Origin of the sequence: Microbulbifer sp. YPW16 (assembly GCF_021290385.1) — a bacterium.
Classification (GTDB): domain Bacteria; phylum Pseudomonadota; class Gammaproteobacteria; order Pseudomonadales; family Cellvibrionaceae; genus Microbulbifer; species Microbulbifer zhoushanensis.
The window spans coordinates 3,506,828-3,522,634 of the sequence record NZ_CP089928.1 but is presented as its reverse complement, the minus strand read 5'-3'; the positions used below and the strand labels follow the sequence as shown (position 1 = coordinate 3,522,634).

Genomic DNA, 15,807 nt, shown 5'->3' with positions numbered 1-15,807 from the left:
GACGTCCGGGTATCCGCAGCGAGCTCATCGTGACAGATTGGCCCACTAAACCAGGTCGCGGGGAATCTCCACATCCCAGTTTTCGGAGAAGACCCGCTTCTGCCCCTCATAGGCATCCAGCTGAGCGTGGATATTGAAGTGCGAAGGCGTCGACTCCAGCACGGTCCGCGTCACCGTCCGGACTTCCCAATTGTTCCGCCGATATCCCCACTCCCACAGGGTCTCCCCCTGGGGTGAGGAGTAGTCGTAGCCCCGGTAGCTGTACCACTCCAGGGCCTTGCGCTGCATCTCCACCCCCACCGGCTCGATATAAATCACGCCGTCGTCATTGATCACCTCCAGGGTGGAAACATCGGTCTCCAGGTCACGAACCACCCGCCACTTGTGCTGCCCGGCCTGGACTGTCCTGGTGGCGAGTGGTCGCGCACCTTCCGGGGGCAGGAAGACGATCTCACTATCCTCCGTATCCCGGCGCGGGCGTTCGGGCAATACCAGGCGGCTGGTACCCGTGAAGATTGTCAGCCGCACCGGTACGGGTGCGGGCCAGGCCAGGGGAAAGTAGGAGGTGGATATCGACACTCGCAGGCGGTTGCCGTCAGGAAATACATGCCCGATATCATTGAGGATCACCTTGACCCGGTAGCGCTTGCCCGGCTCCAGCGGGGTGGGCTCCGCTGAGCCATCGCGATGGGTGAGGTTCAGCAAGCCGTAGGTCACCCGGGTCACCTTGTCGTCAGGGGCAACATCCGACAGGCGCACCGCCACCATCGCCACCGGCCGGTCGGCGGCCAGCTCCAGTTCCACGACGGGCGACCCGAGGATCTCCAGAGGCCCGTCCAGCTGGGTGGAATCAAACACCAGCGCGCCCCCGTCCTCCTCGCGCTGGTCATGGGGAAGGTCCGGGGTGGCGGCGTAGGAACACCATTTTCCGGCGAACAGCCCGACTGACAGCGGCGACTGGATTGTCATCACCGCCTCGCCCACTTCCGATTCCTGCGGCTCCAGGGTACCGGGACTGGCCAGCGTCAGTATCCGCTCGCCAATATTTGGCGACGGCCATTGGGGCTCGCCCACCCAGCGACCGGGACGCTCCTGGTAAAAGGTGGTGGGAGGCTGGTGCTCCTGCATCCAGGCCCGGAGCATGGGCTCGCCCATGATCCCGGTCTCCTCCCCCTTCAGCCACTGGTCCCACCAGCGTTTGCACTCCTGCAGAAAACCGATCGCAGGGCCCGGCACCCCCTGGTGGGGATACTTGTGGCTCCAGGGCCCCACCAGCCCCAGGCGGGGCACCTGCAGGTTGGCCAGCAGGCGGAAAACCGCATTTGTATACCCGTCTGCCCAGCCGGATACCGCCATCACCGGGCACTGGATGGCACCCCAGTCCTCGCAGACGGAGCCATGCTGCCAGTAATCATCCCGGCGCTGGTGGCGCAGCCATTTCTCCAGCCACAGGCCACTGCCACGCAGGCGCTGGAACCACATCTCGCGCCAGCGCTCGCCCACCATTTCCGGGTCCGGCGGCAGGGAGTTGAAGGCGAACATGGTGGAAGCCCAGGAAAGGTTATCCCCCAGCAGGCAGCCGCCCATATGGTGGACGTCGTCGGCGTAGCGATCGTCGGTGGAGGCGACACTCACCACGGCTTTCAATTCAGGCGGGCGGAGCGCGGCGATCTGCAGGCCGTTAAAGCCGCCCCAGGAAATACCGATCATGCCAATATTGCCGTCGCACCAGTCCTGCTGCGCAATCCAGCGGATGATTTCCACCCCGTCGTCCAGCTCCCGCTGTAGGTACTCGTCCTCGAGCACACCCTCCGAATCCCCACTACCGCGAATATCCACACGCACACAGGCGTAGCCATTGCCGGCGAACCACGGGTGCATGATGTCATCGCGGGCCCGGGTGTTATCCCGCCGGCGGTAGGGAATAAACTCCAGGATGGCCGGTACCGGGGCAGATTCGGCATCCTCCGGCATCCAGATCCTCGCCGCCAGGTGAATACCGTCACTGATCGGTATCCAGGCGAGCTCGATTTCCCGAATGGGCCGCGGCAGGGGATCGATGATTTTCACGGATGCGCTCCCTTTTCGGCAGCCTGCGGTCCCGGCGGCGGACTGAACTCCAGTGGCAGCTTTTCCAGCAGTGCGCGATAGCGCGCCTCGAGCTCTTCGTGATTGCTGCCGCCCATAAAAATCACGGCAACCTCGTAGCTGTACACTTCATGCCCCCGGAGTTCCGAGAGCCGGTCGCCCAGCTCCACATCCACCTGGATGCGCGAGCCGGGGAACTCAGACTCCAGCGCCGCCAGCTCGGCATCAGTGGGTACCCGGGTGACAATGCCATCCTCGAAGCGCCGCAGCATAAACTTGGTGGCCGCGGGGTGCTCCCCCTCCCGGCGGAAAAAGTCCGGTTTCCGACCGAGGGCCACGTCCACCGCGACCTCGTGGTGAGAGGCGCCCACCACATCGGTAAACAGGGGGCAGTGTGACTTGGAGATGCGGGTGTTTACCTCCAGTAACCAGATGCGGTCACTGTCCTGATCCCAGAAGTACTCCACGTTAAAAGGCGTATCATCCAGGCCCAGTACGGGGATCACCCGCCCGGTAATATCCACCATCCGCTCGATGACGGGCTCCGGCAGGTCCGAGGGAAATTCATAGCGTGTGAGAGAAGAGCGCAGCGGCCCCTCGCGGATGGAATCCACGGTACCGTAAACCACCACCTCCCCGCCCTGGATATAGCCCTCCAGCGTGCACTGCCAGCCGTCGATGGGCTTTTCCAGTATGCAGTAGTGGGCGTCGATTTCCCGCGGGATATCCGCCGGGATCTCCGTGAGTCCCATCAGGTGTGCAAATGGCTCGCCGAAGCGGCGGATGCCCTGCCGTAGCCCTTCCAGCGCATGGTGCAGCTCGCGGGAATCCGCCACCCGGTAGACCAGCTGGGAGGAGAAGCCGATCACCGGTTTGATCCAGAATGGATAATCCAGTTCGACGTGATCTTCCGCATCGGGGGCGAACGGATCCAGGCTCTGGAAGGCGGGAATATGTTCCGGGATTACCTGTTGCTGGCGCAACCGGCTCCAGTACTTGTGATCCGCGATCAGCGTGGCGGCGAGCCCCGGCCCGGGCAGGCCATATTCCTGGCGGAACACCGCCAGCAATGCCGTGGTGGGAAAGTCCCAGTGACCGATAATGGCATCGACAGGAACGCCGGCCCCGGCCAGCTCCCGCCGTCCCTCCTCAATCATTTTCTCGATCGGGTAACTCTCGGGGTTGACCACCATGTCATACGGCAACAACCCGTGGAAGGTGTAGTTCCCAGCATCGCGAATGGTCTGCAACTGTCCCAGGTGGAAGTCATCCAGGCCGATAACAAAGACATGGGTGGTCATGCCTGCCCCGCACAGTTTGGTTATGGGTGCCGCAATGGGCCCTGAACTATGGAGACTAGCCGTTTTGTGCGGGGGCGATGCCCAATAGCGGCGCCGGAATGTTCCGGTTGGGGCTGGCAAGAGTGGGCAGCAGGGGTGAACAGGAAATCCGCCGCCTGCGCACGGTCGCACGCAGCTGCCACTAAAGACGGAACCGGGGAAGCGATGGAAACAAAAGGAATCACCGGCTGGCACGCCAGCCTGTTGACTCAACCATCCCGCCACCGACAGCACGGCGCGGGATGGAGGAAGGTAATCTGTCGAGCTGGCCTGTAAGCCGGGTTCTGTCGAGGACAATCATTCATCTGGGATGCCTGTCACCAGACACCTCAAGCGACCTACCCGCCCTCGGTGCGGGTCACACCTGTAGAGGGCCTATTTGGTCTTGCTCCGGACGGGGTTTACCATGCCACGGACTGTTACCAGCCGCGCGGTGCGCTCTTACCGCACCCTTTCACCCTTACCTGTGCTCCCGAAGGAGCCATCGGCGGTCTACTCTCTGCTGCACTTTCCGTAGGCTCGCGCCCCCCAGGCGTTACCTGGCGTCCCACCCTATGGAGCCCGGACTTTCCTCCATCCCCCCGAAGGGAAACAGCGATTGCCGGGCCAACTCGCGGCGAAGATTAATCTGGTGCAGGTGGCATTGCAAGGCTGCTGTGCGGGCAACCGCTGTGACCATTGGCCCTGCCCTTCCCCAGTTCGGTTCCCGAAGACATTGGCACTGTGGCAACAGGCGTTCATCGCGGTTTTACGGCTGTGCGCCTCACCAGAGAGCGATCAAACTTTACACAACAGAGTGGCTTTCAATATCCTAAGCGACTGGTTTATCGCGGCACCGGGCGCGCGATCATGCAGTTCTACAGGTTAATCAATTATGAGAATAAAAGTTCAAGGACTCGCCCTGTCGGCGCTGGTGCTCCTCTCCAGCCCGGGCCGGGCTGCCGAGGACCCCTATCTCTGGCTCGAGGACGTCGAGGGTGAGCGCGCGATCGAATGGGTCAAGCAACAGAACGCGGAGACCCGGGGCCGGCTGGCCGGGGGCGAGCTGTACCAGTCGCTGTATAAAGATGCCCTGGCGGCACTCAGCGCCGAAGACCGCCTGCCGGAAATCAGCCAGAAAGGCGAGTGGCTCTACGAGAACCACCACAGCAAGGACAACCCCCGTGGCCTGTATCGCCGGATCAAGGCCGACGCATTCGACCGGGGCAGCGAGAAATGGGAAACCGTGCTGGACATCGATGCCCTCTCCCGCGACGAGGGCAGGAAATGGGTCCTGAAGGGCATGACCTGTGAGGACGACGCCCAGACCCGCTGCCTGGTCTCCCTGTCCGCGGGTGGCGGCGATGCCGTCGAGCTGCGGGAATTCAACGCCCGTAAGAAGGCATTCATCAAGGGTGGCTTTTTCTCCCCCATGGCCAAGCAGTCCGCCGTCTGGGTCGACGCCGACCAGCTGCTGATTGCCACCGCCGGCGGCGAGCACGGCGCCACCAACTCCGGCTACGCCCGCACCGTCAAGCTGTGGCAACGCGGCAAGAGCCTCGACAATGCCCGCACGGTGCTTGAAGTCCCGGAGGAATCCGTATGGGTCAGCCCGGCCTCCGTCGGCACCGGCGAAGACAGCCTGATCCTGCTGGGCGAGGGCCTGGATTTCTGGCACCAGCGCAGCTTTGTGTTCCGCGATGGCAAGGCCGTTCCACTGCAGCTGCCGGAGAGCGCCGAGATCAAGGGCGCGCTGGGTGAACAGCTGGTAGTGAAGCTGAACAGGGACTGGAAAGTCGAAGACAGGACCTGGCCGCTCGGCAGCCTGGTACTGGTTACCCTGGAGTCCCTGCTGGATGGCGCCACCACAGTCGCACCGCTGGTCATGCCCGGTAAGAGCGAAGTAATCGATTCTGTCGTGGTATCCGCGGCCGGCGTGCTGGTGACCATGCTGGACGACGTGAAAGGACGGGCATATTTCTACCGGCAGGATGACAAGGGCTTTACCCGCACCCCCATTGAAGTGCCCGACAACGGCCAGCTGTCCATCGCCGCCTACGACGAGGAAAGCGGCAACGCCTACCTGAGCTGGCAGAATTTTGTCACCCCGCCCACGCTGTATCGTTACCACCCGGCAGCCGGCGAACTGGACCGCATCCTGGTGCAGTCACCGACCTTTGACGGCAGCAAGTTCAAGATCGAGCAGTATTTCGCCGAATCCCGCGACGGCACTCGCGTGCCCTATTTCGTGGTGATGCCGAAAGATATCGAGCTGGATGCCGATAACCCCACCCACATCTTCTCCTACGGCGGCTTCCGCAATGCCCTGCTGCCGTCCTATTCCGGCTCCTACGAGCCGCTGAACGGCGCCTACGGCAAGCTGTGGCTGGAGCGCGGCGGGGTCTATGTACTGGCGAACATCCGTGGCGGCGGTGAGTATGGCCCGGCCTGGCATGCGGCCGCATTGCGTGAAAACCGGACGAAGTCCTTCGAGGATTTCGCCGCGGTTGCCGAGGACCTGATCGAGCGCCGCATCACCCGGCCCCAGCGCCTCAGCATCGAGGGCCGCAGCAATGGCGGGCTGTTGGTGGGCGCCAGCATGACGCGCCGGCCGGACCTCTTCAATGCCGTGATCTGCGGCGTACCGCTGCTGGATATGAAGCGCTACCACAAGCTGCTGGCGGGCGCCTCCTGGATGGGGGAGTACGGCAACCCGGACACCGACGACTGGGACTTCATCAAGGAGTACTCGCCCTACCAGAACCTGGAGCCCGGCACCGAGTATCCCTCCGTGTTCTTCTTCACCTCCACCCGCGATGACCGCGTACACCCGGGCCACGCCCGCAAGATGGCGGCGCGGATGAAGGCCATGGGCCAGGACGTGGAGTACTTCGAGAACCTGGAGGGTGGGCACAAGGGCAGCGCCACCAATGAACAGCTGGCCCACCGGGTAGCGCTGATGTTCGCGCACCTGTGGACCTCGCTGGAGCCGAAACCGAAGCGCGAGGGCTGAGCCGGCCATCGCTCGTAACTCCCTGCACCGGGCTCGCCGATGTTTTCGGCGGGCCCGGGTTATTTGCGGGACAGGCTCCAGTTGTACAGCACCTTCTTGTTGACTCCGGTGATCTCCGCGGCCACTGCCGCGGCGCGTTTGGGCGGCAGCTCCCCCAGCAGCAGGCCCATGACACGCTCCGCCTCGCTGTCCAGTTCGTCGGCTTTGCGCTTCTCAGCCCCGCGGACCATCAACACGATCTCACCGCGCTGCTGGTTGCTGTCCGCCCGTACCCAGGCCGCCAGCTCCGCCAGCGGCGCCAGGTGGAAGGTCTCGAAAGCCTTGGTCAGCTCACGGGCAATCACCGCCTCGCGCTCATCGCCAAAGGCCTCCGCCATGGCGTCGAGGGTATCGGCCACCCGGTGCGGGGCCTCGTAGAACACCATGGTGCGCTCCTCCCCGGCCAGCTGCTCCAGCGCCCGCGCGCGGGCACCGGACTTGGCCGGCAGGAAGCCCTCGAACGTGAAGCGGTCGCTGGGTAGGCCGGCGGCGCTCAGGGCGGCGACAAAGGCGCAGGCCCCGGGTACCGGCACCACGCGGATACCCCGGGAACGTGCCTCGCGCACCAACCGGTAGCCCGGGTCGGAAATCAGCGGCGTGCCCGCATCTGAAATGAGCGCTACCGTCTCGCCCGCCTCCAGGCGCTCGAGGATACGGGCAGTGCGCTGGTCGTCCGAGTGGTCGTGATAGGCCACCAGGGGCGTATCGATATCGAAGTGGGAAAAAAGTCTCTGACTGTGACGCGTGTCCTCTGCCGCCACCAGATCGGCGCATTGTAGAACTTCAATCGCTCGCGGTACCATATCGGCCAGATTACCGATGGGTGTAGCGACCACGTAAAGCGCCTGATCCGGCCCCATAGCACACTCCATGATTCAAGATTTGTGGGAGAAATGTATGTCCGCCCTCAACCGGCGCACGCCCCCTGTTGTTACCAGGCTTGCCGCCAGTGTGCTGGCCCTGGCCCTGGCTGCCTGCCAGACCCCGACCCCGAAACCCGATACCGGGCTGGCCAGCGGGCCGGTGACCGCCGAAGCCAGTCGTGGCACGGCGATGGAAATGCTGCAAAGTGCCAGGGACATGGACGCGCCGCAGCGCGACCAGCAGACGGTCAAGGCTGCCGCCATTCTATACGGACTGGGCGACAATGCGACCGCCCAACAGGCCCTCGATGGGGTCGAGCCAAAAAACCTGGACGATGTGCAGTACGCGCAGTACGCCCACGTATACGGCAATGTGCTGGCCGCGCAGGATGAATTTTTCCGCGCCCTGGACCTGGCCACCGCACCGCGCCTGGATGGCAACTGGCTGCGCCTGCCGCCGGATACCTCCCTGCCCCTGCGCAACCTGCGGGCCCAGCTCTGGGGCCTGCTGGGTGATATCGACAGCGCCATCGAGGAGCGCCGCCAGATCGCGCACCTGGCCCGTACCCCCGAGGAGATCGCCGAGAACAACAACGGCTTCTGGCAGCTGCTCACCCAGCTGCCCTCCAGCGAGCTGCAGCAGCGTGCCAGCCAGAGCGCCAACCATATGATGCGCGGCTGGTACCAGCTGGCCCTGCTGGGCCGCAGCACCCAGACCGATGTGAGCGGCCAGCTGACGGAATTCAGCCGCTGGCGCCAGCAATGGCCGCGCCATACCGCCGCCATGTACCCGCCGCGGGCCATGCAGCTGCTGGAACGCCTGGCCGCACAGCGGCCCCAGCGCGTCGCGCTGCTGCTGCCACTGTCCGGGCAACTGGGCAGCGCCGGCCGCGCCATCCACGACGGCTTTATGGCCGCCTACTACACCGCGCTGGAAGCGGGAGCGCCCACCCCCGCGGTAGAGGTTTACGATACCGGCACCGCGCAGCCCTTCGACGAGGTCTACCAGGCCGCCGTTGACGCCGGTGCCGAGGTGATTGTGGGGCCGCTGGACAAGGGCAAGGTCGCCAACCTGCTGGCCACCGAGACCCTGCCGGTTACCACCCTGGCCCTCAACTACGGTGACAGTGGCCGCCTCACCGATGACCTGGTGCAGTTCGGCCTGGCGATCGAGGACGAGGCCCGCCAGGTGGCGCGCCATGCCTATCGCCAGGGCCACCGCCAGGCCCTGATCATGGCTTCCGACGCCGGCTGGGGACAGCGCGGCGCCCAGGCTTTCCAGGAGGAGTGGCAACGCCTGGGCGGGCTGGTCAGTGGTCGCAAGACGTTCCACGACAAGAGCAACTTCTCCAAGATGGTCAGTGATGCCCTGCTGATCTCCGACAGCACTGCGCGCGAGGCAGCCCTGCGCCGCACCCTGGCCGCGCCGCTGGAGTTCACCCCGCGCCGCCGGGACGATGCCGATATGCTGTTCCTGGCGGCACAGCCGGGCCAGGCACGCCAGATCAACCCGATGCTGACGTTCCACTACGCCAGTGACCTGCCGGTGTACGCCACGTCGCACGTCTTCGAGGGCAATATCAACCCGCAGCGCGACCGGGATATCAATGGTATCCAGTTCACTGCCCTGCCCTGGCTGTTCGAGGATGAGAACCGCACCAAGCAGAACATCGTCAGCCAGGCCGCACCGTCACCCGCGTTCGCACGGCTGTATGCCCTGGGCGCCGATGCCTTCCGCCTCTACCCGCGCCTGCCCATGCTGCGCGAGTTCCCGCAGCAGCGGGTTCACGGCCTGACCGGCGCGCTGCAACTGAGCGATGACGGCCGCATTGTGCGCGAGCAGATCTGGGCGCGGATGGATGAAGGTTCACCGGTACCGGTGACCACGGCCGGCGAACCGCTTGGCGAGGCCGGCAGCACAGGGATTGGCGGCGCCCAGTGAGCTTTTTTCGCCGCGGCGACGCCCCGGGCAGCATCGGCTCCCGGATGGAAGCGCACGCGGCACAGTTCCTGCAGAAGGCCGGATTGAAGGTTGCCACGCGCAACTTCCGCAGCCGCCGGGGCGAGATCGATATCGTCGCCTGGGATGGCGATACCCTGGTGTTCGTGGAGGTTCGCTACCGGCGCAACAGCCGCTTCGGCTCGGCCGGTGACTCGGTAGACCGCCGCAAGCAGCGCAAGCTGATGTCCGCCGCCGAGAGCTACCTGCAGGCCCATAAACTGGACTGTCCCTGTCGCTTCGATGTAGTGGCGATAGAGGGTGAGGACGGGCAGGTCGAATGGATTACCGGTGCTTTCGCCGGCGAGACAAGCTGAATAGTCAGCGGTAACGGCAGGGGCCGCTACCCGAGGAGATTACCCAGACGGGATCGATGGAACAGAGAGTTGTAACCCTTTTTCACCGCAGCCTCGAGGCAACCATGAACGGTGGCGAGATACTCGCCCCGCTGATCGCCGAGGCCAGCGATATGATCGTCCATACGCTGCTGGAAGAGCGCAAGCTGCTGATCTGTGGCAACGGTGTCAGCGGCGCGCTGGCACAGAGTTTCTGTGCCCAGCTGGTGGGCGGTTTCGAACGTGAGCGGCCGGGCCTGCCGGCCATCGCCCTGAGCGGTGACGCGGTCTCCCTGAGCACCGTGGCCCGCAATCATGGCCGCGCCGAGTCGTTTGCCCGCTCGGTGCGGGCACTGGGACAACCTGGTGACCTGCTGGTGATCGTCAGCAACGACGGGCGCGACTCCAACCTGGTGCAGGCCATGCGTGCCGCACGCGACCGTGATATGGGCATTCTCGCCCTGACCGGCGGCGACGGCGGGGACTGTGCGGCCCTGCTGGATAATCACGATATTGAACTGCGCGTGCCTTCCGAGGTCGCAGCGGAGGTGCACCAGGTACATCTGTTAACCATTTTCTGCCTGTGCGATCTCATCGACAGCAGTTTGTTCGGTGGCTACGAGGACTGAACCATGACCATCAAGCTTTTCAACCGCAACCTTAACCTGGCCCTTGTGCTGGTGCTCAGTACGGCTTTCGCCGGCTGCGCCTCGGTACTGGAAGCCACCAGCGACGGCCCCATCCAGCAGGATCCGGGCAAGCGCTCGCTGGGCACCTACATGGACGACCAGAAGATCGAGACCGTCACCACGGTCAATATCAACAAGGCGCACCCCGCCCTCAAGGAAGCCAACATCAACGTCAACGTGTTCAATGGCGTGGTGCTGCTGACCGGCCAGGTCAATGATCCGGAGATGCGCCTGCTGGCCGGGCGCACCGCACAGCAGGTGAAAAACGTGCGCCAGGTCTACAACGAAATCCAGGTTCGCGGCAATGTATCCCTGCTCGCCAGCAGCAGCGATGCCTGGCTCAGCACCAAGGTGCGCAGTGCCCTGCTCGCCGACAAGGAAGTGGACAGTGGCCGCATCAACGTCGTCACCGAAAACGGCGTGGTCTACCTGATGGGCCTGCTGACCCGTGCGGAGGCAGAAATGGCAGCGGACGTTACCCGCAGTATCGGCGGTGTCCAGAAGGTCGTGAAGGCTGTGGAGTACGTGGACTGAGGCGGTCTCCCGCACCGGCAGTGACCGGAGCCGCATAAAAAAACGGAGGCAGGGCCTCCGTTTTTTTATGCCTGGATTCAGTGCCTGCCACCCACCCCGCTGTCCCGCCACGGCCGGGCGGGACAGGGGCTGGTGCGCAGGGCCAGGTCAGACCCGCTCGATGGCAATGGCGGTCGCCTCGCCACCACCAATGCAGAGGCTGGCCACGCCCTTGTTGAGCCCGCGCTTCTCCAGCGCCCCCAGGAGGGTAACGATGATGCGCGCACCGCTGGCGCCCAGCGGATGGCCCAGGGCACAGGCGCCGCCATTCACATTGACCTTGTCGTGCGGCAGGCCGAGCTCCTTCATGGCCGACATGGTGACCACCGCGAACGCCTCATTGATCTCGAACAGGTCGACATCGCCGGTACTCCAGCCGGTTTTTTCCAGCAGTGCCTGCATGGCGCCCACCGGCGCAGTGGTGAACCACTCCGGCTCCTGGGCAAACTGGGTCTGGCCGCGCAGTACCGCCAGCGGCTTCAGGCCGCGGCGCTTCGCCTCGCTCTCGCGCATCAGCACCAGTGCCGCGGCACCATCGGAGATGGAGCTGGCATTGGCCGCAGTCACAGTGCCGTCCTTGCGGAACGCCGGCTTCAGCTGCGGAATCTTGTCCGGGCGGGCACTGCCCGGCCCCTCATCCACGCTGACCTCCACATCGCCACGGCGCGAGGAAATGGTGACCGGGGTAATCTCGCGCTCGAAAGCGCCCTCTTCAATCGCGGCATTGGCGCGCGCCAGGGATTCCAGGGCGAAATTGTCCTGTTCCTCGCGGGTGAATTCATACTTGTCCGCGGTGCACTCGGCGAAGTTGCCCATCAGCTGGCCGTCATAGGCGTTTTCCAGGCCGTCGAGGAACATGTGGTCCATTACCTTGCCGTGGCCCAGGCGCATGCCGCCGCGGGCCTTGGGCAGCAGGTAGGGGGCATTGCTCATGCTTTCCATGCCACCGGCCACCACCACACTGGCATCACCCACCAGCAGGGCATCGCGGGCCATCATCACGGTTTTCATACCCGAGCCGCATACCTTGTTCACGGTGCTGGTCGGGGTGCCCTCGGGAATACCGGCCCCCAGCGCCGCCTGTCGCGCCGGTGCCTGGCCCACGCCCGCGGGCAGTACACAGCCCATCAGCACCTCATCGACGTCGCTCCCGGAAATCCCGGCATCCGCCAGCGCCGCGCGGATCGCCGCGGACCCCAGTTGCGGAGCACTGAGTGCAGACAGGGCTCCCTGCATTGCGCCCATGGGCGTGCGCGCCATTCCGACAATGACCACTGGATCCGAATTTACATCACTCATACGCTGCTCCGATTCTGTGCCGGCGTCCTGGTACGCGCCGGCGATCTATTTATTGCGGCGGCATTATAACCGATCCGCGGGCCACTGCCGCCATGCGTCCCTGGTCGGGTCTCCCCCACCCGGTCACCACCCGGGTGAGCGCAGGATTGCGGCCTTGCTCAAGTCACCGGCAACCCGGGCCATGCTAGTATCGGCGCCACAAAAACCGCGATAACAATAGGATGACAAATGGAATTCTCGGGAATTTTCTGGATCGTGGCCATCGCCGCGCTGCTGTTCTACGTAATCAGCATCTACAACAAACTGGTTTCACTGAAAAACCGCTACCAGAACGCCTTTGCGCAGATCGAGGTGCAACTGAAACGCCGCTATGACCTGATCCCCAACCTGGTGGATACCGCCAAGGGCTACCTGAAGCATGAACGTGACACCCTGGAAGCGGTGATAAGTGCCCGCAATACGGCCCTCAGCGGCCTCAAGTCCGCCGCTGCGGACCCGGGCAACCCCAAGGCGATGGCTGACCTGGGGCACGCCGAGGGAGCCCTGGCCGGGGCGCTGGGCCGCCTGAACGTGGTCATGGAGGCCTATCCCGACCTCAAGGCCAACCAGAACATGATGCAGCTGAGCGAGGAGCTGACCAGCACGGAAAACAAGGTCGCCTTTGCCCGCCAGGCGTTCAACGATTCGGTCATGGCTTACAACATTTACCGCCAGAGCTTCCCGCCGGTTTTCTTTGCCGGCTTTTTCGGCCACCGGGACGACGCACGCCTGCTGGAGTTTGAAGACTCGGCAGAATTCCAGGCAGCGCCACGCGTGGAGTTTTAAATGAATTTTTTCGAGCAGCAGGACCGCGCGCGCCGCAACAGTACCCTGCTGGTGGGCCTGTTCGCCCTCGCCGTTTTCCTGCTGATTGCCATCACTACCCTGCTGGCAGCAGCGCTCACCGCCTACAGCCGCGGGCAGGATTTCAGCCTCGCCAGCGCGATACCGCAACTGGGCTGGGAAACCGTGGCGATGATCGCCCTGTCGATTCTCGCTGTTATCGGCCTCGGCAGCCTGTACAAGCTGCGCCAGCTCGCCGCCGGCGGCCAGGCCGTGGCGGAGTCCCTGGGCGGGCGCAAGATCAACCTCTCACCAGACGGTGTGGCAGAGCAACGGGCACTGAACGTGGTGGAGGAAATGGCCATCGCGTCCGGTACTCCGGTCCCGGATGTATATGTCATCGAGGACCCGGCCATCAATGCCTTTGCCGCCGGGATAAAACCCGCCGACGCGGTGATCGGACTGACCCGCGGCAGTATCGAGCGCCTCAGCCGGGCTGAACTGCAGGGAGTGGTAGCCCACGAGTTCAGCCACATCCTCAACGGCGACATGCGCCTCAACCTCCGTATTGTCGGCCTGCTGCACGGTATCCTGATCATCGGCCTGCTCGGCTACTGGCTGCTGCGGGGCTCTCACCTGGGCTCCACACGGGATAACCGCGGCCGCGCGGCGCTGCTGGGTATCGGCGCCGGGCTGATGGTGATTGGCTATACCGGCACCTTTTTCGGCAACCTGATCAAGGCTGCGGTCAGCCGCCAGCGGGAGTTCCTTGCCGACGCCTCCGCAGTGCAGTTCACCCGCGACAATACCGGCATCGCCGGGGCCCTGAAGAAAATCGGCGGCCACAGCGACAGCTCGACCCTGGCTTCCCGACAGGCTGCAGAATACAGCCATATGTACTTCGCCAGCGGGTTGCGTCGCTCTTTCGCGAACCTGTTCGCCACCCACCCCCCGCTACCGATACGTATCCGGCAGCTGGACCCGGCCTGGAATGGCCAGTTCCCCGCGGCTCCCGCAGCGCCCCCGCCGGCGGCGGTATCCTCACCACTGGCGGCCGGCATTGCCGGTGAGGCGCCACTGGAATCAGTGGCCGCGGCGGTGGATAACAGTATTGCCAATCCCGGCGAGGAACACACCGACTACGGCCGCCAGCTGCTGGCTGCGGTGCCCCCGGCCCTGCACGCCGCGGCCCACGATCCATTTGCCGCGCGGGCCGTGGTGTACCGCCTGATGCTCCACCGGGACCAGGCTCGGCGCGAGGAGCAGTGCCAGATGCTGCGCAAGCTCGCCCATCCCGCAGTAATGCGGGAAATGGACCGGCTGGAGGGGGATTTCAGCGCCATGCCGGAATGCTCACGACTGCCCCTGCTGGACCTCTGCGTGCCGGCCCTGCGGGGCCTCGTGCCCCAGCAGTACCAGGTTTTTAAACGCAACCTGATCAAGCTGCTGCGCAGTGACAACCGGGTCGACCTGTGGGAGTGGGCCCTCTACCGCTTGCTGATGCACGCCCTGGAGGACAGTCCGGACCGGCAGCGACTGGCTTCCGGGCCCCGCGCGCACCGGCACGCTGCGGGTTTCCTGCTCGCGGCCATGGCACATGCCGGCAACCCCGACTACCTGGAGGCCAAGCGGGCGTTCGAGGCGGGAATGAACGCGCTGCAACTGGAGCGCATCCCCCTGCCGGCGCGACGGGATATCACCCTCGCACGGCTGGACAAGGCCGTGGCCATCGCCGCGGGCGAGCGGCCCCTGCGCAAGCCCGCCCTGCTCAAGGCCATGGCTACAACCATGGCCCACGACGGCCTGATCGCAGCCGAGGAAATCGAGCTGCTGCGGGCGGTGGCGGACAGCCTGGACTGCCCGATGCCCCCCATCTGCCCGCAGGTGGTAGACCGGAGTCTCTCCAGGGGTGCGCCGGCCGGCGCCAGCGGCCGCCAGGCAACGCCGACAGGCTGAAACAGAAAAGCCGGCCCTGTGGCCGGCTTTTTTTATTCCCGTTAAACACCCGCAAATAACATTGGGCGGCATTCCCCGGTAGCTGCGGTACTCTCAAGAGGCGGCGCCAAGAGGCACTGCAGCTCACCCCGCTCGCATCGGTGTTCCGGCAGGTCAATTCTGGTAGATCGGTCCCACGCCCATACTCCAGAGAATCACGGACCCCACCCGCACTGTCACCAGCAGGACCAGCCCTACCGTCACCACCGATGTGGCGTACATAAACGACTGCTCTTTACTCAGGTTCATCAGTATGGGAATGCCCTCGTAGATCAGGTAGATCGAGTAGCAGGCGGCGAGCATGGTCACCCCCGCGTTTACCCACAGGTTGGGATAGAGCCCGATAAAGCCCACCAGGAAAATGGGTGTGGTGACGAAAACCGCAAGCGCCGTACCCTCGTAATGCCGGGTTTCCTCGTTACCCTCGACCATATATGTCTTTGCCATCCAGTTGATGAACTCGCCGAACAGGTAGACCCCGATCAGCATGGCCAGGTAGGTGAGAATGGCCAGGGTCGCGGCACTCGCCGGGGTGAGCTTGGCGACGTTATCCCCGACCCGGAAACCGAACTGGGTAACACCGATGTAACCGCTGATACAGGGAATCAGGGCGAGGAAGGGCACATGGCTGAGGAAAACCTGGGCAAAAGAGTGCTTGTCGGCACGGATTGCCTTCCACTCCTTGTCCGGGTTGGTGAGGATGCCGAGGGTATGACTCAGGATTCGCACGCTTCTTCTCCCTATTTCGCTTTTGCTAGCAGTATCGGGGGACA

General features: G+C 64.2%; 12 protein-coding genes and 1 other RNA gene. 7 read left to right on the top strand and 6 right to left on the bottom strand.

Annotated features, from left to right (window positions below; genetic code table 11):
- Positions 1-45: 45 nt before the first annotated feature.
- From LVE68_RS15245 to rnpB, 3 genes are all read right to left on the bottom strand, one after another.
- Positions 46-2,070: a CocE/NonD family hydrolase gene (locus tag LVE68_RS15245; RefSeq protein WP_232941294.1), complete on the bottom strand. Its 2,025-nt coding sequence runs from the start codon at positions 2,068-2,070 to the stop codon at positions 46-48.
- Positions 2,067-3,389, bottom strand: coding sequence for an ATP-grasp domain-containing protein (locus LVE68_RS15240; RefSeq protein ID WP_232941293.1), 1,323 nt, complete (start codon positions 3,387-3,389; stop codon positions 2,067-2,069). Before LVE68_RS15240 ends, LVE68_RS15245 begins: the two co-directional genes overlap by 4 nt.
- Before the next feature lie 296 nt (positions 3,390-3,685).
- Positions 3,686-4,042, bottom strand: an RNA gene (gene rnpB, locus LVE68_RS15235) — RNase P RNA component class A.
- A 260-nt stretch (positions 4,043-4,302) separates the two neighbouring features.
- On the opposite strand from rnpB, the gene LVE68_RS15230 reads away from it, so the two are divergent.
- The gene (locus tag LVE68_RS15230) at positions 4,303-6,420 is read left to right on the top strand and encodes a prolyl oligopeptidase family serine peptidase (protein ID WP_232941292.1); all 2,118 of its coding nucleotides are present in this window, start codon (positions 4,303-4,305) and stop codon (positions 6,418-6,420) included.
- A gap of 59 nt (positions 6,421-6,479) precedes the next feature.
- Here LVE68_RS15230 and rsmI read toward each other — a convergent pair whose 3' ends face one another.
- Positions 6,480-7,319 carry a 16S rRNA (cytidine(1402)-2'-O)-methyltransferase gene (gene rsmI / locus LVE68_RS15225; protein WP_232941291.1) on the bottom strand — a complete coding sequence of 280 codons (840 nt, stop codon included), beginning with the start codon at positions 7,317-7,319 and terminating at the stop codon, positions 6,480-6,482.
- 37 nt (positions 7,320-7,356) lie between these two features.
- Between rsmI and LVE68_RS15220 the strand changes: the two genes are divergently transcribed.
- The 4 genes from LVE68_RS15220 to LVE68_RS15205 are packed head-to-tail and all read left to right on the top strand — an operon-like array spanning position 7,357 to position 10,879.
- Positions 7,357-9,264: a penicillin-binding protein activator gene (locus tag LVE68_RS15220; protein ID WP_232941290.1), complete on the top strand. Its 1,908-nt coding sequence runs from the start codon at positions 7,357-7,359 to the stop codon at positions 9,262-9,264.
- A complete protein-coding gene (locus tag LVE68_RS15215; protein WP_232941289.1) occupies positions 9,261-9,638 on the top strand; it encodes a YraN family protein in 378 nt (125 codons plus the stop codon). Before LVE68_RS15220 ends, LVE68_RS15215 begins: the two co-directional genes overlap by 4 nt.
- Positions 9,639-9,694: 56 nt before the next feature.
- Positions 9,695-10,285 carry an SIS domain-containing protein gene (locus LVE68_RS15210; protein WP_232941288.1) on the top strand — a complete coding sequence of 197 codons (591 nt, stop codon included), beginning with the start codon at positions 9,695-9,697 and terminating at the stop codon, positions 10,283-10,285.
- A gap of 3 nt (positions 10,286-10,288) precedes the next feature.
- Positions 10,289-10,879: a BON domain-containing protein gene (locus tag LVE68_RS15205; protein ID WP_232941287.1), complete on the top strand. Its 591-nt coding sequence runs from the start codon at positions 10,289-10,291 to the stop codon at positions 10,877-10,879.
- Between the two features lie 147 nt (positions 10,880-11,026).
- On the opposite strand, the gene LVE68_RS15200 is transcribed toward LVE68_RS15205, so the two are convergent.
- On the bottom strand, positions 11,027-12,217 hold the full coding sequence (locus LVE68_RS15200) for an acetyl-CoA C-acyltransferase (RefSeq protein ID WP_232941286.1): 1,191 nt from the start codon (positions 12,215-12,217) through the stop codon (positions 11,027-11,029).
- Between the two features lie 228 nt (positions 12,218-12,445).
- Here LVE68_RS15200 and LVE68_RS15195 point away from each other — a divergent pair, with 228 nt between their 5' ends.
- A complete protein-coding gene (locus LVE68_RS15195) occupies positions 12,446-13,042 on the top strand; it encodes a LemA family protein (RefSeq protein ID WP_232941285.1) in 597 nt (198 codons plus the stop codon).
- A complete protein-coding gene (locus LVE68_RS15190) occupies positions 13,043-14,995 on the top strand; it encodes a M48 family metallopeptidase (protein ID WP_232941284.1) in 1,953 nt (650 codons plus the stop codon).
- 153 nt (positions 14,996-15,148) lie between these two features.
- Here LVE68_RS15190 and LVE68_RS15185 read toward each other — a convergent pair whose 3' ends face one another.
- Positions 15,149-15,763 carry a Yip1 family protein gene (locus tag LVE68_RS15185; protein ID WP_232941283.1) on the bottom strand — a complete coding sequence of 205 codons (615 nt, stop codon included), beginning with the start codon at positions 15,761-15,763 and terminating at the stop codon, positions 15,149-15,151.
- Positions 15,764-15,807 lie beyond the last annotated feature (44 nt).

Coding starts and splice junctions, on each gene's coding strand:
- LVE68_RS15200 (WP_232941286.1), bottom strand. CDS start 12,217: ATGAGTGATGTAAATTCGGATCCAGTGGTCATTGTCGGAATGGCGCGC.
- LVE68_RS15240 (WP_232941293.1), bottom strand. CDS start 3,389: ATGACCACCCATGTCTTTGTTATCGGCCTGGATGACTTCCACCTGGGA.
- LVE68_RS15205 (WP_232941287.1), top strand. CDS start 10,289: ATGACCATCAAGCTTTTCAACCGCAACCTTAACCTGGCCCTTGTGCTG.
- LVE68_RS15195 (WP_232941285.1), top strand. CDS start 12,446: ATGGAATTCTCGGGAATTTTCTGGATCGTGGCCATCGCCGCGCTGCTG.
- rsmI (WP_232941291.1), bottom strand. CDS start 7,319: ATGGGGCCGGATCAGGCGCTTTACGTGGTCGCTACACCCATCGGTAAT.
- LVE68_RS15220 (WP_232941290.1), top strand. CDS start 7,357: ATGTCCGCCCTCAACCGGCGCACGCCCCCTGTTGTTACCAGGCTTGCC.
- LVE68_RS15190 (WP_232941284.1), top strand. CDS start 13,043: ATGAATTTTTTCGAGCAGCAGGACCGCGCGCGCCGCAACAGTACCCTG.
- LVE68_RS15210 (WP_232941288.1), top strand. CDS start 9,695: ATGGAACAGAGAGTTGTAACCCTTTTTCACCGCAGCCTCGAGGCAACC.
- LVE68_RS15230 (WP_232941292.1), top strand. CDS start 4,303: ATGAGAATAAAAGTTCAAGGACTCGCCCTGTCGGCGCTGGTGCTCCTC.